Origin of the sequence: Nonomuraea sp. NPDC051191, assembly GCF_044455665.1 — a bacterium.
Taxonomy (GTDB): domain Bacteria; phylum Actinomycetota; class Actinomycetes; order Streptosporangiales; family Streptosporangiaceae; genus Nonomuraea.
On sequence record NZ_JBITEZ010000002.1, the window covers coordinates 698,501 to 717,694 of the forward strand.

The 19,194-nt window shown below is 71.7% G+C and carries 15 protein-coding genes; 10 read left to right on the forward strand and 5 right to left on the reverse strand.

Translation table 11 applies throughout. The features are described from left to right. Nucleotides 1–49 precede the first annotated feature (49 nt). Nucleotides 50–2,011 carry a threonine--tRNA ligase gene (gene thrS / locus ACIA8R_RS07920; RefSeq protein ID WP_357703234.1) on the forward strand — a complete coding sequence of 654 codons (1,962 nt, stop codon included), beginning with the start codon at nucleotides 50–52 and terminating at the stop codon, nucleotides 2,009–2,011. A 104-nt stretch (nucleotides 2,012–2,115) separates the two neighbouring features. On the opposite strand, the gene ACIA8R_RS07925 is transcribed toward thrS, so the two are convergent. Beyond that, on the reverse strand, nucleotides 2,116–2,838 hold the full coding sequence (locus tag ACIA8R_RS07925) for a PIG-L deacetylase family protein (RefSeq protein WP_397037223.1): 723 nt from the start codon (nucleotides 2,836–2,838) through the stop codon (nucleotides 2,116–2,118). 142 nt (nucleotides 2,839–2,980) lie between these two features. Between ACIA8R_RS07925 and ACIA8R_RS07930 the strand changes: the two genes are divergently transcribed. Both ACIA8R_RS07930 and ACIA8R_RS07935 read left to right on the forward strand, forming a co-directional pair. Further along, entirely contained in the window at nucleotides 2,981–3,514 is a 534-nt protein-coding gene (locus ACIA8R_RS07930; RefSeq protein WP_364097457.1) for an HIT domain-containing protein, read from the forward strand. Nucleotides 3,515–3,802: 288 nt separating this feature from the next. After that, nucleotides 3,803–4,993 carry an MFS transporter gene (locus ACIA8R_RS07935; RefSeq protein WP_364097454.1) on the forward strand — a complete coding sequence of 397 codons (1,191 nt, stop codon included), beginning with the start codon at nucleotides 3,803–3,805 and terminating at the stop codon, nucleotides 4,991–4,993. Nucleotides 4,994–5,020: 27 nt separating this feature from the next. Here ACIA8R_RS07935 and ACIA8R_RS07940 read toward each other — a convergent pair whose 3' ends face one another. Beyond that, entirely contained in the window at nucleotides 5,021–7,192 is a 2,172-nt protein-coding gene (locus ACIA8R_RS07940; RefSeq protein ID WP_397037226.1) for a hypothetical protein, read from the reverse strand. A 107-nt stretch (nucleotides 7,193–7,299) separates the two neighbouring features. Next, nucleotides 7,300–8,199: a branched-chain amino acid transaminase gene (locus tag ACIA8R_RS07945; protein WP_397037228.1), complete on the reverse strand. Its 900-nt coding sequence runs from the start codon at nucleotides 8,197–8,199 to the stop codon at nucleotides 7,300–7,302. Between the two features lie 90 nt (nucleotides 8,200–8,289). On the opposite strand from ACIA8R_RS07945, the gene ACIA8R_RS07950 reads away from it, so the two are divergent. Next, nucleotides 8,290–9,615 carry a PLP-dependent aminotransferase family protein gene (locus ACIA8R_RS07950; protein WP_397037230.1) on the forward strand — a complete coding sequence of 442 codons (1,326 nt, stop codon included), beginning with the start codon at nucleotides 8,290–8,292 and terminating at the stop codon, nucleotides 9,613–9,615. A 121-nt stretch (nucleotides 9,616–9,736) separates the two neighbouring features. Here the strand turns inward: ACIA8R_RS07950 and ACIA8R_RS07955 are convergent, their stop codons facing one another. Next, the gene (locus tag ACIA8R_RS07955; RefSeq protein ID WP_397037232.1) at nucleotides 9,737–11,257 is read right to left on the reverse strand and encodes a glycoside hydrolase family 10 protein; all 1,521 of its coding nucleotides are present in this window, start codon (nucleotides 11,255–11,257) and stop codon (nucleotides 9,737–9,739) included. A 222-nt stretch (nucleotides 11,258–11,479) separates the two neighbouring features. Beyond that, nucleotides 11,480–13,606 carry an elongation factor G-like protein EF-G2 gene (locus tag ACIA8R_RS07960; protein ID WP_397037234.1) on the reverse strand — a complete coding sequence of 709 codons (2,127 nt, stop codon included), beginning with the start codon at nucleotides 13,604–13,606 and terminating at the stop codon, nucleotides 11,480–11,482. Nucleotides 13,607–13,777: 171 nt separating this feature from the next. On the opposite strand from ACIA8R_RS07960, the gene pgsA reads away from it, so the two are divergent. The 6 genes from pgsA to pdxS all read left to right on the forward strand — a co-directional run bounded on the left by pgsA (nucleotide 13,778) and on the right by pdxS (nucleotide 19,121). Further along, the gene (pgsA, locus tag ACIA8R_RS07965) at nucleotides 13,778–14,401 is read left to right on the forward strand and encodes a phosphatidylinositol phosphate synthase (RefSeq protein WP_357703418.1); all 624 of its coding nucleotides are present in this window, start codon (nucleotides 13,778–13,780) and stop codon (nucleotides 14,399–14,401) included. After that, nucleotides 14,398–15,306: a phosphatidylinositol mannoside acyltransferase gene (locus ACIA8R_RS07970; RefSeq protein ID WP_357703252.1), complete on the forward strand. Its 909-nt coding sequence runs from the start codon at nucleotides 14,398–14,400 to the stop codon at nucleotides 15,304–15,306. The genes pgsA and ACIA8R_RS07970 overlap by 4 nt, the downstream gene beginning before the upstream one ends. Next, nucleotides 15,303–16,433 carry a glycosyltransferase family 4 protein gene (locus tag ACIA8R_RS07975; protein ID WP_364097440.1) on the forward strand — a complete coding sequence of 377 codons (1,131 nt, stop codon included), beginning with the start codon at nucleotides 15,303–15,305 and terminating at the stop codon, nucleotides 16,431–16,433. Before ACIA8R_RS07970 ends, ACIA8R_RS07975 begins: the two co-directional genes overlap by 4 nt. Before the next feature lie 44 nt (nucleotides 16,434–16,477). After that, a complete protein-coding gene (locus ACIA8R_RS07980) occupies nucleotides 16,478–17,008 on the forward strand; it encodes a hypothetical protein (protein ID WP_397037236.1) in 531 nt (176 codons plus the stop codon). Nucleotides 17,009–17,071: 63 nt separating this feature from the next. Beyond that, complete coding sequence (locus ACIA8R_RS07985) at nucleotides 17,072–18,091, forward strand: DUF3048 domain-containing protein (RefSeq protein WP_397037238.1); 1,020 nt, start codon at nucleotides 17,072–17,074, stop codon at nucleotides 18,089–18,091. Between the two features lie 124 nt (nucleotides 18,092–18,215). Further along, nucleotides 18,216–19,121 carry a pyridoxal 5'-phosphate synthase lyase subunit PdxS gene (pdxS, locus tag ACIA8R_RS07990; protein ID WP_357703260.1) on the forward strand — a complete coding sequence of 302 codons (906 nt, stop codon included), beginning with the start codon at nucleotides 18,216–18,218 and terminating at the stop codon, nucleotides 19,119–19,121. The last annotated feature ends 73 nt before the right edge of the window (nucleotides 19,122–19,194 follow it).

Sequence of the window (19,194 nt, forward strand, 5' to 3'; positions counted from 1 at the left end):
TCGAACCAGCCTCGGTGCCGGGCATCGAGCGCGATCCAAGGGAGACACCGTGTCAGCCGAGCTACGCATCACCCTCGCCGGAGCCGAGCGTGTGGTCGCGGCCGGCACGACGGCCGGTGAGGCGCTGGAGGCCGACGGCCGAACGGTCATCGCGGCCCGGGTCAACGGCGAGCCGCGCGACCTGGCCCACCCGCTGGCCCAGGACGACGTCGTCGAGCCGATCGAGGTCTCCAGCGAGGACGGCAGGGCCATCGTCCGACACTCCACCGCCCACGTCATGGCCCAGGCGGTGCAGGAGCTGTTCCCCGAGGCCAAGCTGGGCATCGGCCCGCCCGTGGAGAACGGCTTCTACTACGACTTCGACGTCAAGCAGGCGTTCAACCCCGACGACCTCAAGCGCGTCGAGAAGCGCATGCGGGAGATCGTCAAGCAGGGGCAGCTGTTCTCCCGCCGGGCCGTCAGCGACGACGAGGCGCGCGAGGAGCTGGCCGCCGAGCCGTACAAGCTGGAGCTGATCGGGCTCAAGGGCGGCGCGGCCGACGAGGAGAGCGTCGAGGTCGGGGCCGGGCAGCTCACGATCTACGACAACCTCGACCCCAAGAGCGGCGAGCTGTGCTGGAAGGACCTGTGCCGCGGGCCGCACGTGCCCTCCACCCGGTCGATCCCGGCGTTCAAGCTCATGCGCTCCGGCGGCGCCTACTGGCGCGGCAGCGAGAAGAACCCGCAGCTCCAGCGCATCTACGGCACCGCCTGGGAGTCCCGCGACAAGCAGGACGAATACCTGCGCATGCTGGAGGAGGCCGAGCGGCGCGACCACCGCAGGCTGGGCGCCGAGCTCGACCTGTTCTCCTTCCCCGACGAGCTGGGCTCGGGCCTGGCGGTCTTCCACCCCAAGGGCGGCGTGATCCGCAAGGTGATGGAGGACTACTCGCGGCGCAGGCACGAGGAGGCCGGCTACGAGTTCGTCAACACCCCGCACATCACCAAGGAGAACCTCTACCAGGTCTCGGGCCACCTCGACTGGTACAAGGACGGGATGTTCCCGCCCATGGAGCTGGAGGGCGCCCGCTACTACCTCAAGCCGATGAACTGTCCGATGCACAACCTGATCTTCAGGGCGCGCGGGCGGTCCTACCGCGAGCTGCCGCTGCGGCTGTTCGAGTTCGGCACGGTCTACCGCTACGAGAAGTCCGGCGTGGTCCACGGCCTGACCCGGGTGCGCGGCCTGACCCAGGACGACGCGCACATCTACTGCAGCCGCGAGCAGATGCGCGACGAGCTGACCTCGCTGCTGCGCTTCGTGCTCGAACTGCTGCGCGACTACGGCCTGGAGGACTTCTACCTGGAGCTGTCCACCAAGGACCCGGAGAAGTACGTCGGCTCCGACGAGGCGTGGGAGGAGGCCACCGCGACGCTGCGCGAGGTGGCCGAGGCGGAGAACCTCCACCTGGTGATGGACCCGGGCGGCGCGGCCTTCTACGGGCCGAAGATCTCCGTCCAGGTGCGCGACGCCATCGGCCGCACCTGGCAGATGTCCACCATTCAGCTCGACTTCAACCTGCCCGAGCTGTTCGACCTGCAGTACCAGGCGGCCGACGGCTCCCGGCAGCAGCCGGTCATGATCCACCGGGCGCTGTTCGGCTCGGTCGAGCGGTTCTTCGGCGTCCTGGTCGAGCACTACGCCGGGGCGTTCCCCGCGTGGCTGGCGCCGGTGCAGGTGGTCGGCATCCCGATCGCCGACGCCCACGTGCCCTACCTCCAGGACGTCGCCAAGCAGCTGCGCGCGCGGGGCATCAGGGTCGAGGTCGACGCGGCCGACGACCGCATGCAGAAGAAGATCCGCAACGCGCAGAAGGCGAAGGTCCCGTACATGCTGCTGGCCGGTGACGACGACATCGCCAACGGCGCGGTGTCCTTCCGTTACCGCAACGGCGAGCAGAAGAACGGCGTGCCCGTCGAGGAGGCCATCGCCGAGATCGTCAACGCCGTGGAGCAGCGCGTCCAGGTCTGATCCGCCGGGCCTGAGCCGTTCTCCGGGCGGCTCAGGCTCCCGCCGGGTCGCCCCGGGCGGGCACCGGGTCGCCTTCCGATGCGTCGCCGGGGTGCCCCTGGCCGCTAGCGGGGGAACAGGCGGAACGTGACCGCCGGGCGGCCGTCGAAGAGTTCGGCGGCCTCCCGCGCGGAGCCCTCGATCAGCTCGCGGGCGTAGACCTCCGGGTCCTGGTCGGTCAGGGCCTCGATGTAGGCGCGGTGCTCCAGCAGCGACCGCACGCCCCGCGCCAGCCCGTCGGTGACGTCCACGGCGTGGGTGGGGGAGTTGGAGCCGGCGACGGCGACCCAGCGGACGCCGTTCCAGGGGGCGGCGTCGGTGTCAGGAAATATCCAGCGATTTCCGGCGTCTCCGGCGGCGTCCAGCACGGCCCGGCCCACCGCCCGATGGTCCGGCGTGTTCCAGTACGTGCCGCCCCACGTGTCGTCGGGATTGAGGGTGATCACCAGCTCGGGGCGATGCCTGCGGATCGCGGCGGCGATGTCCCGCCTGAGCGCCGTGCCGTACTCGACGACCCCGTCGGCGTGGTCGAGGAACTCCACACTGGACACCCCGACCACGGCGGCGCTGGCCCGCTCCTCCCGCTCGCGCACCGGCCCGCACGCGGCGGGGTCGAGGGTGTCGATGCCCGCCTCGCCGCGGGTGGCCATCAGGTAGGAGACCTCGCGTCCGGCGTCGGTCCAGGTGGCGACGGCGGAGGCGCAGCCGTACTCCAGGTCGTCGGGGTGGGCCACGACGGCCAGGGCGCGCCGCCAGTCGGTGGGCATGGGTTCGAGTCGCTGTGCCATGTCCCCACCCTAGGGCCGCCGTGGAAACCCGGGATCGCCGTGCCGTTCGGGGCCGAAGCGGCTGTACAAGCAGGGGACGCCGTGCGAGGCCGGGGTCGCGCCGGGAGAGCGGCCCGTTGCCCGGGGTCCTATGCTGCTTGGTATGCACGATCAGGCAGGAGCCGGGGCGCCCGACAACTTCCAGCGGCTGTGGACCCCGCATCGCATGGCCTACATCAAGGGCGAGAACAAGCCGACGGGCACCGGGCCCGGCGACGGCTGCCCGTTCGACGAGATCCCTCGGATGAGCGACGAGGACGGCCTGATCGTGGCCAGGGGAGAGGTCGTCTACGCCGTGCTCAACCTCTACCCGTACAACTCCGGCCACCTGATGGTCGTGCCCTTCCGGCACGTGTCCGACTACGACGAGCTGACCCCGGCCGAGGTGGTGGAGCTGGGCGAGTTCACCCAGCGGTCGCTGCGCGCGCTGCGCAGGGCCAGCGGCGCGCAGGGCTTCAACGTGGGCATGAACCTGGGCCACGTCGCGGGCGCCGGTATCGCCGCCCACCTGCACCAGCACGTCGTGCCGAGGTGGGGCGGCGACACGAACTTCATGCCCGTGGTGGCCCAGACGAAGGTGCTGCCCCAGCTCCTGCACGACACCCGGCAACTGCTGGCCGACGCCTGGACGGACTAGGCACCGCCACCACCTGACACCGCCCCGACGAGCGCCGACCTCGACGGGGCCCTAAGCGTGTCCGGTTTCGGGCGTGCTCGGCTTGAGGGCGTCCGGCTTGAGCGCGCCCAGCTCGAAGCCCGCCCAGCTCGAAGCGTGCCCAGCTCGAAGCGTGCCCGGCTTGAGCGTCACCATACCCCACCCCCGTGTCGCCACCGCTGGCGATCGGCCTTTTCTCCGGACGGTCCGATGTGCGGAATAACACCATACCTCCCTATGGTATTACCGGCACGACCGAAGGAGTCCGACATGCCACACGTGATCCGCAAGCCCGGCGTCCTCGGCGGGACCTCGCTCGCCGTCTTCCTCGCCGGCGTGCATTTCGTCAACGACGCCATCACCGCGATGCTCGGGGCCCTGCTGCCGACGTTGCAGGCGCGGTTCGGGCTGGGACCGGCCCTGCTGGCCGTGCTCGTCGCCGTCTACTCGATCTCGTCGTCGGTCACCCAGCCGTTCTTCGGTGCGATGGCCGAGGACCGCAGCCTGCGCGTGGTCGGGGCGACGGGCGTGCTCATGGCCTCGCTGTTCCTCAGCCTGATCGGCGTCGCGCCCGCGCTGGCGGCGGTCTTCGCCCTGCTGATCATCGGCGGCATGGGGGCGGCGGCGCTGCACCCCGTGGGCACGGCGGTGGCCGGTGGCCCCACCGTGCCGAATCGCACGCTGGGCGTGGGGTTGTTCACCGCCGGCGGGATGGCCGGGTTCGCCCTCGGGCCGGTGCTGATCCTCTCCGCGGTCTCGGCGTTCGGGGTCGAGGTCACGCCGTGGCTGATGGTTCCCGGCGTGCTGTTCGCCGTCCTGGTCTTCCTGCTGCTGCCCGACTGGGAGCCGCACGGTCGCCGTCCCCTGCGGACGCTCTTCCGGTTCCGGCTGCTGCGCGGTCCCATCGGCGGGCTCACCCTGGCCGCGACCCTGGCGAGCCTGGCCTTCGTGACCTTCACCAGCTCGATGCCCCTCTGGCTGGTCCGCGAGCACGGCGTGGCGGCCGACGCCGGGCTGCTCGGCTGGACGCTCGCCGTGTTCTCGCTGGCCGCGGGGCTCGGCGCGCTGCTCGGTGGTGTGCTCGCGCCGCGGGTCGGCCGCCGCCGCGTGCTGATCGGGTCGCTCGCCGCCGCGCCGGTGCCGTTGATCGCGATCGTCACGCTCGAACCGGGCGGCGTCCCCTACTTCCTCGCCGCCGCGCTCGCCGGAGCCCTCCTGTACGTCGGCAGCCCCGTCACCGTCGTCCTCGCGCAGGACCTGGCGCCCGGGGAGCCGGCGAGCGCCGCGGGGATGGTTCTCGGGGTGTCCGCCGCGGCGGCGGGAGCGCTGTACGCGGCTCTGGGCTGGCTCCAGGAGGCCGCCGGGCTCGGCGTCGGCATGGTCACCGGTTTCGCGCTGGCCGTCCCCGCGGCACTGGTCGTCCTCGTGGTGCTGCGGCGTCACCCGCAGGCCGGACGCTGACCCGGCGCCCGGCCTGGTCGTACTGACCTAGTCGGCCGCACGGGCCAGATGGGCGGCGGCGGGCGCCTCCGCCGGCTGTTCGCGGCCGAGCGCGCCGATGCCCGCCGCGAGCAGCAGCGGCACGGCCAGCGCCAGCGCCATCGACAACACCGCGGCCCCCGAGTCGTTGACCAGCATCCCGATCACCCCGCTGACCAGCGTGCCGATCAGACCGGCGCGCAGGGCGGGGGAGTGGCGGAACGCCGCCGGCACCACGCCCGCGCTGGCCTGCTCGGGCCGCATGATCGCGTAGACGAGGAAGGCCACGGCCGCGATCACGATGGGCATGAGGTTGGGGCTGAGCAGCGTGGCCAGCATGGCCTGGAGCTTGCGGAAGATCACCTCGAACGCCTCGCCGCTGATCACCTGACCCACGAACCGGCCCAGGTGCGTCTGCTCGTCGGGCGGACGCAGGTAGTTGAGCACGGCGAACGTCATCACGATCACCGCCCCGGCCACGCAGAACGCCCCCAGCTTCACGATCGACACCCGCTTGCCGGCCACCAGCAGCGCGGTCACCGCGATGCCCGGCACGAACGCGATCACCCCGCCGAAGTCGCTGCCCATGCCGGAGCCGCCCAGCACCATCGCGAACGCCCCGAGCACCACGATCGCGGCCACCCCTGGCCGCCCCGGCCACCGGTGGGCGATCACGGTGGTGGCCAGCAGCGTGCCGGTGGCCAGCAGCGCGAACGGGATGTTGCCCAGGCCGTAGTAGCGGGCCCCCACCTCGGCGCTGTAGCCCATGACGCTGTTGAGCTGCAACGTCGTGCCGGTCAGCAGGTCACCGGCGAGCGTGAGCGCGGTGAGGCCGGCCACCACGGCGAGCGGCCCGAGCGGACGGCGCCGCCAGGGCCCGCCGAAGGCCAGCGCCGTGACCACGACGACCCAGCCGAGCACCCCGGCGATCAGCTGCGGCAGGCTCGACCAGGGCAGCAGGTTGACCAGATAGCTGGAGACGGGCAGCGCGGCCAGCGCCACCGCGGCCAGGCGCACCGGCGACAGCCCCTTGCGCCGGCGCAGCAGCAGGAACGCGATCACGTAGAACAGCACCTGCAGCACCGCCACGACGGTGAAGTACACGCCCTTGATCGACCGGATGGCCTGCGCGGTCGAGTCGGCCCGGCTCAGCCGGTCGACCGTCGCGCCGGCCTCGCCCACCTGCAGCGGCACGCCGACGACCGTGGCCGGCGCCGGGACGCCGAGCCGGGCCAGCACGGTCGCGGTCAGGTCGGGCAGGATCGAGATGTCGGCGCGGCGGGTCGAGGCCGCGCCCAGCAGGTGCCCCTGCGCTCCCGGCTCGCGCAGCGCGGCCACCCGCAGGTGGGGCACGGAACCGTGGTCGGACAGGCCCGCGAGCAGCACCGTGGTGCCGGCAGGCAGGATCGACAGCAGCGCGCCGGCCTTGGCGTCGGCCAGTCGGAGCGCGTCGCGGCGCTCCTTGGGGCCGAGCTGCTCGGGCACCTTGGGCAGCTTGCCGCTGGTCAGGTAGGGGTGGACGAGGTCGTCGACGTCCATGGCGGTCATCGGGCACTGCTCCAGGTCGGCCGTGCTGACCTGGAGCGGGGAGGTGCGGTAGCGCTGCACCTCGCCCTGCCGGTCGGCCAGCGCGAGCGCGGCGCCGGGGCCGATCGCGATCGAGCACCGGCCCGCCGCCTTCAGCGCCTCGCCCAGGGTGCCGGCGTTGCGCTGCCCGGCCACGTCGATGAGGTAGCGGTAGTCGGGGATGACCGCGCCCGCGCCCCGGGTCTCGGGGGCCGGCGGCGCGCCGCAGGAGTAGCCGGCGGCCGACCTGGTGCCGGCCGACACCGTGAGCCAGCCGTCGTAGGGGCAGGTGATGTTGCTGACCGTGCGCACCGACAGCGAGCCGATCGCGCTGCCGCGCGTCAGCTCCCACAGGTTGGGGGCGTCGGCCTGGGTGACGTCGTCCCAGTGGAGGCCGGGGACGCCGATGAGCGCCACCCTGCCCGCCTCACTGCCCGCCTCACTGCCCGCCTCCCTGCCCGCCTCCCTGCCCGCCTCCCTGCCCGCCTCCCTGCCCGCCTCCCTGCCCGCCTCACTGCCCGCGTCACGGGCAGCCTCGGCGGCCGTGGCCGTGCCCTGCAGGCCGAGCAGTACGGAACCGGCCAGAACGGCCAGCGCCACGAGCGAACGCCTCACCCCGACGACCTCCAGCGATCGATGACGTCCGTGGCACGCTAGAGCACGTCGTGGTCCGGCGCCACCGGTTCCCCTACCTTCTCACGGGCGGGGAAGCACCCGGTGCCTCAGCCGCGCACGGGGGTGAGCCAGTGGCGGTAGCGGTCGTCGCGGCCGTGCACGGCGGCCTCGTAGGCGTCGGCCAGCTTGCCGGTGACCGGCCCGGGGCCGCCGAACTCGCAGTGGTCGACCGCGCTGACGTGCACGACCCCGGCCGCCGTGCCGCAGACGAAGATCTCGTCGGCCGTGTACAGGTCGGTGCGCAGCAGGTCCTGCCTGGTGACCGTGAGCCCCAGGTCGGCGGCCAGCCGGGCGACGGTGTCCTGCGTGATGCCCTCCAGCGCGCCGGCGTGCGGCGGAGGCGTGGTCAGGGCGCCGTCGCGCACGACGAAGACGTTGGCGCCCGTGCACTCGCTGACGTTGCCGGCCGCGTTCAGCAGCACCGCCTCGTCGAAGCCCGCCTGCAGGGCCTCGGCCTTGGCCATCACCGAGTTCAGGTAGGGGCCGGTGGCCTTGGCCGCGGTCGGCGTCACCCGGTGGTCGTTGCGCTGCCACGAACTGGTCATCAACCGCACGCCCGCGTCGAGCAGCGCGCCCCACTCCCAGGACGCGATCGACACGACCGTCGGGCAACCGCGCGCCGCCACGCCCATCTCGCCGTAACCGCGGTGCGCCAGGTGGCGGATGTAGCACGAGGACTGGCCGTTGGCCGCGACCGTGGCCAGCGTGGCCGCGCGCAGTTCGTCCAGCGTGTACGGCAGCGGCATCCCGATGATCCGCGCGCTGCACGCCAGCCGCCGCAGATGCTCGTCGAGCCGGAACACCGCCGGGCCGTCGGGCGTGTCGAAGGCCCTGGTGCCCTCCAGCACGGCGGTGCCGTAGTGGAGGGCGTGCGTCAGGACGTGCACGCGGGCCTCACCCCAGGGCACCAGCTCGCCGTCCATCCAGATGTGCTCGGCTTCCCGCATCGTGCCGCTCCTCTCCGTAAATGGCCCCAAACAATCCCGATATGTAGGCCAATTCATTGATAAGTGGCACAGTAACGGGATAATAGTGGCGTGGGAAGAGAAGAGGATCTCGTCACCCTGCTCCGCGACCGGCTCCGGCTGCACGAGGGCACGGCCAGCCGCCGGCTGGCGGGCGCGCTGACCGACCTGGCCCAGACCGGCGCCATCACCGCGGGCACCCGCCTGCCGTCCGAGCGCGACCTGGCCCAGGCGGTCGGGCTCAGCCGCGGGACGGTCGCCGCCGCCTTCAACGCCCTGTGCGAGGAGGGCCTGTGCGAACGCCGGCACGGCAGCGGCACGTACGTGCTGGGCGTCCCGACGTTCGGCGGCCTGCTCCAGGGCGGCGCGGTGCTGGCCGACCTGTCCACCTCGGTCGTCCCCGATCCCTCGCACCTGGCCGTGCCCCCGCTGGACGCCGCCGCCCTGATGCGCGCGCCGAGCGGGCACGGCTACGACGCCATGGGCGACTCCCGGCTGCGCGCCGTGCTGGCCGCCCTGGACGGCGGGCCGCACCACGAGATCCTGGTGACCTCGGGCGCCCAGCAGGGCATCGACCTGGCGGCCCGGGTGCTGCTGCGGCCCGGCGACCGCGTGCTGGTCGGCGACCCGGCCTACGGCGGAGCGCTCAGCGTGTTCCGGCGCGCGGGGGCCCACGCCGTGCCCGTGGACCTCGCCGTCCCGGACGCCGTGCGCGACGCGCTCGCCCGTCACCGCCCGGCCGCCGTGTACGCGCTGCCCGTGGACAACCCCACCGGCCGCGTGGCCGACCTGCGGCACGTGGCCGAACTGGCCGCCGCGGCGGACGTCCCGCTGGTCGAGGACCGTACGCTCGCGCCCGTGGTGTTCGACGGCGCACGGTCGCCCGAGCCGCTGGCCCTGGCCCATCCGCACGGCACGGTGACGGTCGGCTCGTTGTCGAAGGTGTTGTGGGGCGGACTGCGGGTCGGCTGGCTGACCGCGTCCGAGCCGCTGCTGGCCCGGCTGCTGGAGGCCAAGCTGGACGCCGACCTGGCCACCAGCGCCGTCTCCCAGCGGCTGGCCGCCGACCTGCTCGACGGCGACCCCGTCAGGCCCTGGCTGGCCGAGCTGGCCCGCCGTCGCGACCACTTCACCGCCGCGCTGTCCGCGCGCCTGCCGTCGTGGACCTGGTCACGCCCCGAGGGGGGTCTGTCGGTGTGGGCGCGTCTGCCCGGCGCCGACACCGACAGGTTCGCCGCCGCCGCCCGCGAGCACGGCGTCGCGGTGGCCCCCGGCTCCCTGTTCTCCCCGGACGGCCGCCACCGCGACCGCCTGCGCCTCAGCTTCGCTCTGCCGCCCGCCCTCCTCGACCAGGCGGTGGCCGCCCTGGCCCGCGCGTGGGAACAGACGGGGCACTGAGCCACCGGGAACACGCCGACGCCACGCAGACCGGCTGTCGAGCCGCCGGTCGCCGGAACACGACGACGCCACGCCCGCGGGCCGGGCGTGGCGTCGTGGAGCGCGCGTGGCGGGACGGGCCTCAGCCCTTGTCCACCTTGACCTTCACCGGCTTGCTCTCGTGGGTCTGCCGGTCGAGCGAGGTGATCAGGTACGTGCCCGGCTTGGCCGTGTACGACGTTCCCGTCACCACGGCCGCCAGGTTGCGGGCGTCGGTGGTGTGGCAGTCCTTGCCCGACTCCGGCACCCGGTACACCGCATACGCCCGAGCCCCCTTGGACGGCGTCCAGGACACGGTGGAGCCGCTCGCCTTGGCGTCGGCCGGCCTGTCGGGGGCCTCGCCGCCGCGGTCCTCCATGATCGGCAGCAGCGCCGGACGGCTGTAGTGCTCCTTGGCCACGCGGTCGATCGCGCCGAGCGGGTTGGTCAGGAGCTGCTTGGCGCTGAAGTAGATGTCGCCGTCGACCTCTTCGTAGCGCCGGTTCACCGTCAGGTGCGCCGACAGCTCGCCCGGGTTGGCCCAGGCCGCGTTGGTCCTGGTGCCGACCTGGTAGAGCGCCTGGCCGATGTAGAGCTGGACGTCGGTGTCCTCGACCGCGCCCGCCCACCACGACGTCAGCGCCTTGTAGTCGGCCGCCTTGAAGCCGCGCGGCCAGTAGAGCTGCGGGGCCACGTAGTCGACCGTGCCGGCCTTGATCCAGGCGCGGGCATCGGCGTAGATCGAGTCGTAGGCGGACATGCCGGCCGTCGCGGACCCGTCGGGGTCGTTGGACTTGTTGCGCCAGATCCCGAACGGGCTGATGCCGAACTTGACGTGGTTCTTCGTCTCGTGGACGGCCTCGTCGACCTTGGCCACGAGCTTGTTCACGTTCTCCCGGCGCCAGTCGGCCAGCTTCTGGCCCTTGCCGTACTTGGCGAAGGCCGCCTTGTCGTCGAACGTGCCCCCGCCGCCCGGGTAGGGGTAGAAGTAGTCGTCGAAGTGCACGCCGTCGATGTCGTAGCGGCTGACCACGTCGGTGATGACCTTGGTGACGTGCTCGCGCACCTGCGGCAGGCCCGGGTTGTAGTAGAGGCCGCCGCCGTACTTGACCGTCCAGTCGCGGTGCTGCTTGGCCGGGTGGTTCGCCGGCAGCTTGGACAGGTCGGCGTTCTCGGCCGCGCGGTAGGGGTTGAACCAGGCGTGGAACTCAAGGTTGCGCTTGTGGGCCTCGTCGATGAGGAACGGCAGCGGGTCCCAGCCCGGGTCCTTGCCCGCGGTGCCCGTCAGGTACTGGGACCAGGGCTCCAGCGAGGAGCGGTAGAGCGCGTCGGACGCGGGCCGGACCTGGACGAAGACGGCGTTGAGATTGCGCTTGACCGCGCTGTCGAGGATCTTGACGTACTCGGCCTTCTGGCGGGCCTGGCCGAGGCCGGCGCGCGAGGGCCAGTCGATGTTCTTGACGGTCGCGATCCACACCCCGCGCAACTGGCGCTTGGGATACCGGGCGTCGGGCTTGCAGGCCGCCGTCACCTCGGCGGGAGCGGTGGTGGTCGTCGTCTTCTTGGTCGCTGCGGGGCTCGGGGTGGCGCCGGGGCCGAACACGTAGGCGGCGCCGGTGGTCACGACCGCGAGGGCTGCAGCGGCTAGGAGTGGGCGTCCAGTTCGCATAGTGCAACCCAGTGTGGCACCTGCTCCTGCCTGTTCGGACCTGAAAAAAGAAATGCAGTCGTGATGCTTCTGTTACGAAACGGTAGGGGGGTGATGAAACGTGCGGGCCGGGAGGGACAGGCTCCCTCCCGGCTCTCCACCGTCCGAACCGTCGCTCACCCGTCGCTCACCCGTCGCTCACTCTGTGGCCGCCGCCACCTTGCTCGCCAGGTTCGGCGGCAGCGGCTCGTAGCGCAGGAACGTGCGTGTGAACGTCCCGGTGCCGTGCGACATCGAGCGCAGGTCGATGGCGTACCGGGTGATCTCCAGCTCGGGCACCTCGGCCTTGACCAGCGTGCGCCCGGTGCCCACCGGCTCGGTGCCGAGCACGCGTCCGCGCCGGGAGGACAGGTCGGACATCACCGAGCCCACGTAGTCGTCGGCCACCAGCACCGACAGCTCGTCCACCGGCTCCAGGAGCAGGGTTGAGACCTTCGAGGCCGCCTCCTTCAGCGCCAGCTGCCCGGCGATCTGGAAGGCCATGTCGGAGGAGTCGACGGAGTGCGCCTTGCCGTCGTAGAGCGTGACGCGCACGTCCACCATCGGGTAGCCGGCGACCACGCCGCGCTCCATCTGGGCCCGCACGCCCTTCTCCACCGACGGGATGAACTGCCGGGGAACCACCCCGCCCACGATCTTGTCCACGAACTCGAACCCGCCGCCCGAGGGCAGGGGCTCGACCTCCAGGTGGCAGATCGCGTACTGGCCGTGGCCGCCGGTCTGCTTGACGTTGCGGCCCATCGCCTGGCACCTGCCGCCGAACGTCTCGCGCAGCGGCACCCGCAGCTCGATCCGCTCGACCTCGACGCCGTGACGGTTGGCCAGGCGGTCGAGCAGCACGTCGGTGTGCGCCTCGCCCATGCACCACAGCACGAGCTGCCTGGTCTCGGCGTTGTTCTCCAGCCGCAGCGTCGGGTCCTCGGCCACGAGCCGGCCGAGCGCCTGGGCGAGCTTGTCCTCGTCGGCCTTCGACCTGGCCCTGATGGCCACCGGCAGCAGCGGGTCGGGCATCTGCCACGACGTCATCAGCAGCGGCCGGTCCACCTCCGACAGGGTGTCGCCGGTCTCGGCGCGCGACAGCTTGGCCACGGCCACGATGTCGCCGGCCGAGCCCTTGGCCGCCGGGCGTTGGGCCTTGCCGAGCGGGCTGGTCAGCGTGCCGATGCGCTCGTCCACGTCGTGGTCCTCGTGCCCGCGGTCGGCCAGGCCGTGGCCGGAGACGTGCACGGTCATGTCGGGGCGGAGCGTGCCGGAGAAGACGCGGACGAGGCTGATGCGGCCCACGTACGGGTCGCTGGTGGTCTTGACGACCTCGGCCACGAGCGGGCCGTCGGGGTCGCACGCGATGCCGCCGACCGGCTTGCCGGACAGGTCGGTGATCTCGGGCATCGGGTGTTCCAGCGGCGAGGGGAAGCCCTGGGTCACCAGCTCCAGCAGCTCCGTCATGCCCACCGCGTGGCCGTCGCCGAGGCCGCTGCACAACACCGGGAAGAAGCTGCCGCGCGCGACCGCCTTCTCCAGGTCGTCGACCAGGACCTTGGTGTCGATGGGCTCGCCCGCCAGGTAGCGGTCCATGAGCGACTCGTCCTCGCTCTCCTGGATGATGCCCTCGATCAGGTCGCCGCGCCGTTCCTCGATCTGGGCCTCGTACTCGGCGCCGGGCTCCTTCTCGGTGCGGGTGCCGGTCGCGTAGTTGTAGAACTTCTGCGACAGCAGCCCGATCAGGCCGTTGACGTGCCCGTTGGTGATCACCGGCAGGTACAGCGGGGCGACGCCGTCGCCGAAGACGTCCTGGCAGGTGGTCAGCACGTCGTCGAAGTCGGCGCGCTGGTGGTCGATCTTGGTGATCACCACCGCCCTGGGCATGCCGACCTGGGCGCACTCCTCCCAGAGCATCCGGGTGAGCCCGTCGATCCCCTCGGAGGCCGACACGACGAACAGGGCGGCGTCGGCGGCGCGCAGCCCGGCGCGCAGGTCGCCCACGAAGTCGGCGTAACCCGGGGTGTCCAGCAGGTTGATCTTGATGCCGTTGTGCACGAGCGGCGCCAGCGCCAGGTTGACCGACCGCTGCTGGCGCACCTCGACCTCGTCGAAGTCGCTGACCGTGTTGCCGTCCTCCACCCGGCCCGGCCGCTGGACGGTGCCCGTCGCCGCGAGCAGCTGCTCGACCAGGGTGGTCTTGCCCGCTCCCGAGTGGCCGACCAGCACGACATTGCGTATGGCATCCGCCCTGTCGGCCGTGGGTGCCCTGCCCGCGGCTCCCATGGCCCCGCCAGAGTTCCTATCCGCCACTTCGCCTCCCGCGTCGTCGGTGTGCATCCAACGCCGCGCCCGCGCGGAGGGTGTCAGAAACCGCATGGACGCGGTGTGTTCACCAAATACCCCTGTGGCGAATATCACAAGGGGTGTGGGGCAAAGAAAGTGGCCGCTCACGTGATGGCCTACGATCGGACCGCGATGCTCAAACTCCTGCGACCGGCCATGACCCGGATACTCACCCCGCTGGGCAGGGCTCTCGTCGGCCGCGGGATCGGCCCGAACGCCGTCACGGCGATCGGCACCCTCGGCACGGTGATCTCCGCCCTGCTCCTGTTCCCGACGGGCCACCTGGCCTGGGGGGCGCTGCTCATCACCGTCTTCGTGCTGTTCGACCTGCTCGACGGCGTCGTGGCCCGGCTCGGCGGCAAGGGCGGCACCGTCTGGGGCGCCTTCCTCGACTCCACGCTCGACCGGGTGGCCGACGCCGCCATCTTCGCCGGCCTGATCCTGTATTTCGTCGCCGGGGGCGACACGCTGATGGCCGGCGTGACGCTGGCCTGCCTCGTCGCCGGCTCCCTGGTCTCCTACGCCAAGGCCAGGGCCGAGGGCCTCGGGCTCACGGCGGACGTGGGGCTGGCCGAGCGCCCGGAACGGCTGGTCGTGGCCCTGGTCGCGACCTTCTTCTCGGGCGTCGGGGTGCCGTACGTGCTGCCGCTCGGCATGTGGCTGCTGGCGGCGGCCTCCACCATCACCGTCGTGCAGCGGGTCGTGCACGTCCACCGGCAGACGAGGGAGCGATGAGCGAGAAGGCGTCCATCGGCGACCGCATCGTGGCAGCGGGCTTCGCGGCGGGCTGGAAGCTGGTCCCGCTGCTGCCCCAGCGTCCCACGGCGGCGGTCTTCCGCCTCCTGGCCGACCGGGTGTGGCGCAGACGCGGCAAGTCCGTGCGCCGCCTGGAGTCCAACCTGGCCAGGGTCACCGGCATCGACGCCGGCAGCGCCGAGCTGCGCGAGCTGAGCAGGGCCGGCATGCGTTCCTACTTCCGCTACTTCCACGAGGTCTTCCGCCTGCCCGCGATCCCGCGGGCCGAGGTCGTCCGGCGCACGCACGTCATCGGGGCCGAGCACATCCACGACACCCTGGCCGCGGGCCGGGGCGTGGTGCTGGCCCTGCCGCACATGGGCAACTGGGACGCGGCGGGCGCCTGGCTGGTCGGCGTCGGCCACCCGTTCACCACGGTCGCCGAGCGGCTGCGGCCCGAGTCGCTGTTCCGCCGCTACGTCGCCTTCCGCGAGGGGCTCGGCATGGAGGTGCTGCCGCTCACCGGCGGCGACGGCCACAACTTCGGCACCCTCGCCGGCCGCGTGCGCAAGGGCGGCGTGGTCTGCCTGCCCGCCGAGCGCGACCTGACCAAGAGCGGCATCGAGGTGCGCTTCTTCGGCGCCACCACCAAGGTGCCCGCCGGGCCGCCGCTGCTGGCCGTGCAGACCGGCGCCGCGCTCCTGCCGGCCACCGTCTACTTCGTGGGCGACGACTGGGGCATCCACATCCACGAGGAGATCCCGGTGCCCGCCGAGGGCACCCGGCAGCAGAAGGTGGCCGCCGTCGCCCAGGCCATGACGGACGTCTTCGAGAAGGGCATCGCCGAGCACCCGGAGGACTGGCACATGTTGCAGCGGCTCTGGCTGGAGGACCTGCCGAGATGAAGGTCGGCATCGTCTGCCCCTACTCCTGGGACATGCCCGGCGGCGTCAAGCAGCACATCGACGACCTGGCCCAGGCGCTGATGGCGCAGGGGCACGAGGTATCGGTGATCGCGCCCGCCGCCGACGACGACGAGCTGCCCCCGTACGTCACGGGGGCCGGCCGGGCGGTGCCGGTGCCGTACAACGGGTCGGTGGCGCGGATGTCGTTCGGGTTCCTGTCGGCCGCGCGGGTGCGGCGCTGGGTGCGTACGGGCGACTTCGACGTGCTGCACATCCACGAGCCGCTGATCCCGAGCCTGGGCGTGCTGGCCTGCTGGGCGGCCAGGGGGCCGATCGTGGCCACCTTCCACGCCTCCTTCAGCCGCTCGCGGGCCATCGCGGTGGCCGAGCCGCTGCTGCGCAGCGCGCTGGAGAAGCTGAGCGGCCGCATCGCGGTCTCCGACGCGGCCCGCAAGAGCCTGGTCGAGCAGTTCGGCGGCGACACCGTGCTGATCCCCAACGGGGTGACCGTGGCCCGCTACACCGAGGCCGAGCCGCTGCCCGGGTGGGGCCCCGACGGCGCCACGATCGGCTTCCTCGGCCGCATGGACGAAGAGCGCAAGGGCCTGCCGATCCTGCTCGACGCCTTCAACGCCCTGGCCGCCGAGCGTCCCGGCCTGAAGCTGCTCATCGCCGGCCCCGGCGACGCCAAGGACGTCTACGACAAGGTGCCCAAGCCCTTCCACGAGCGGGTGACCGTGCTCGGCATGGTGAGCGAGGCCGACAAGATCCGCGCCTACCACTCGGTCGACGTGTTCTGCGCGCCCAACACCAGGGGCGAGAGCTTCGGCATCGTGCTGGCCGAGGCCATGGCCTCGGGGGCGACGGTGCTGGCCAGCGACATCCCGGCCTTCCGCAAGGTGCTGGGCGAGGGGCAGGCCGGGGCGCTGTTCGCCAACGGCGACGCCTCCTCGCTGGCCCGCGAGGCCGCCGCGCTGCTCGACGCCCCCGAGCGGCGCGCCAAGCTGGCCGCCGAGGCGCTGGTGGCGGTCAGGAAGTACGACTGGTCCACGGTGGCCCGCGACGTGGTGCGCGTCTACGAGACGGTGACCACCAGCGGCGCGGGCCGGGTGGAGGAGGACCTGTGACCGCCCCCCGAGAGCTCTTCTAGGGACCTACTGTGACATCCACCATGATCGTCCTGATCGTGGGCATCGTCGTCGTGCTCACGGCCGTCTACATCTCCTGGCGCGCGGGCCGGCTCGACCGCCTGCACATCCGGCTCGAACTGGCCCGCGAGGCACTGGACGCGGCGCTCATGCGGCGCCGGGCCGTGGTGCTCGAACTGGCCGGCTCGCGGCTGCTCGACCCCGCGACCTCGCTGGTGCTGGCCGCCGCCGCCCACGAGGCCAGGATCGCCGGGCCCGAGGAGCGCGAGCACGCCGAGAGCGACCTGTCGCGGGCGCTGCGGGCCGCGGTGGACCAGGAGCGGTTCAGGGAGAAGCTGGCCGAGGCGCCCGGCGGCGGCGACCTGCTGGAGGAGCTCGACGCGGCGGTGGCCAAGGTCGTCTACTCGCGCCGCTTCTACAACAACGCGGTCGGCGTCACCCGTACGGCGCAGCGCCGCTGGCTGGCCAGGACGCTGCGGCTGGCCGGCCACACCGAGTTCCCCGAATTCTTCGAGATCGATGACAATCCGCCGGCAACCATGTCGCCCGAATGACCAAATGTGGAGAGGCCGGTAAGCTTCTCCCGATTTCTGGGCAAAGGCGAGGAGTTGTTGCACGTGCGGCTATCCCGGATGATCTCGGTGACTCTGGCAGGGGCGGCCGTGCTGGGGCCCGTCGCGGCCTGCTCGTCCGACGAGCCCGCTTCCGGCAAGGCACCGGAGGCGGCGGCGACGACCAGCCCTTCCGAGGAGCCCACCGAGAAGGTCGAGGGGCATCCGTTCACCGGGCAGCCGTACGAGGAGCTCAAGCCGGTGCTCGCGGTGAAGATCGAGAACACCTCCGCGGGCAAGCCTCAGCTCGGGCTCAAGAGCGCCGACGTCGTCTACGTCGAGCAGGTCGAGGCCGGCCTGACCCGGCTCATGGCGATCTTCTCCTCGAAGATCCCGGCCAAGGTGGGCCCGGTGCGCAGCGCCCGCATCTCCGACCTGCACCTCGTCCCGCAGTACGGCAAGCCCGCCTTCGCCTACTCCGGCGCGCAGACCAAGATGTTGCCGTACATAGCCAAGGCCCCGCTGTACGACGTGGGCGACACCCGCAACCCCGGCGCCTACTTCCGCCAGCCGGGCCGCTACGCCCCCTACAACCTGTTCGCCAACACCAAGAAGCTGCTGTCCGGCGCGCCCAAGGCCAGTGAGGCCAAGGACATCGGCTTCACCTTCGGCGACGCGCCCGCCGAGGGCGGTGTGGACAAGAAGTCGTACACGGTCAGGTGGCCCGCGGCGCGCTTCACCTTCGCCTGGTCGGAGGCCAAGAAGCAGTGGCTGATCTGGCAGGACGGCAAGAAGGACATGGCGGCCGAGGGAGGCCAGCTCGGCGCGCCCACGATCGTCGTGCAGTACACCAAGACCGAGCGCTCGGAGTTCCACGACTTCCACCAGAGCTACACCCCGCTCGTGCACACCACCGGCAAGGGCAAGGCCGTCGTGCTGCGCGACGGTAAAGCTTTCACGGCCAACTGGGAGCGGGAATCGGAGGAGACCGGCACGACGTTCACGACTGGGAGCGGTGAGCCGATGAACTTCGCCCCCGGCCAGGTCTGGATCGCGCTCGCCAGCCGCAAGCCCGTCACTCCTTGATGACCTTTCTGTACAACTTGAGTGATAAATCCTGACATCGTGGCATGTCGGGGGAGGGGTCCTTCAGGACCTACGATGGGTTTGATAACTTACCGTCCGCCCTGAGAGCCCGTGAGGAAGACCGTTGTCCAGCACGCCTGAAAGCACCCCCGTCACCGGAACGGCCCGCGTCAAGCGCGGCATGGCCGAGATGCTCAAGGGTGGCGTCATCATGGACGTCGTCACCGCCGAGCAGGCCAAGATCGCTGAGGATGCCGGCGCCGTCGCCGTCATGGCCCTTGAGCGCGTGCCCGCCGACATCCGCGCGCAGGGCGGCGTGTCCCGGATGAGCGACCCCGACATGATCGACGGCATCATCGCCGCGGTGTCGATCCCCGTCATGGCCAAGGCCCGCATCGGCCACTTCGTCGAGGCGAAGGTCCTGCAGTCGCTCGGCGTCGACTACGTCGACGAGTCCGAGGTGCTCACCCCGGCCGACTACGCCAACCACATCGACAAGTGGCAGTTCACCGTGCCCTTCGTCTGTGGCGCCACGAACCTGGGCGAGGCCCTGCGCCGCATCACCGAGGGCGCGGCCATGATCCGCTCCAAGGGCGAGGCCGGCACCGGCGACGTCTCCAACGCCGTCACCCACATGCGCACGATCCGCGCCGAGATCAAGCGCCTCACCACGCTGCCCGAGGACGAGCTCTACGTGGCCGCCAAGGAGCTGCAGGCCCCCTACGAGCTGGTCGCCGAGGTCGCGCGGAGCGGCAAGCTGCCGGTCGTGCTGTTCACCGCGGGCGGCATCGCCACCCCGGCCGACGCCGCCATGATGATGCAGCTCGGCGCCGAGGGCGTGTTCGTCGGCTCGGGCATCTTCAAGTCGGGCGACCCGGCCAAGCGCGCCGCGGCCATCGTCAAGGCCACCACGTTCTACGACGACGCCGACGTCGTCGCCAAGGTCTCGCGCGGTCTCGGCGAGGCCATGGTCGGCATCAACGTCGACGAGATCCCGCAGCCTCACCGTCTGGCCGAGCGCGGCTGGTGAACCGGCGCGTCGTCGCAGGTCGGCGGCCCGTCGTGGGTCCATGATCGTCGTGTGACGATGAAAAGCTTCGTAA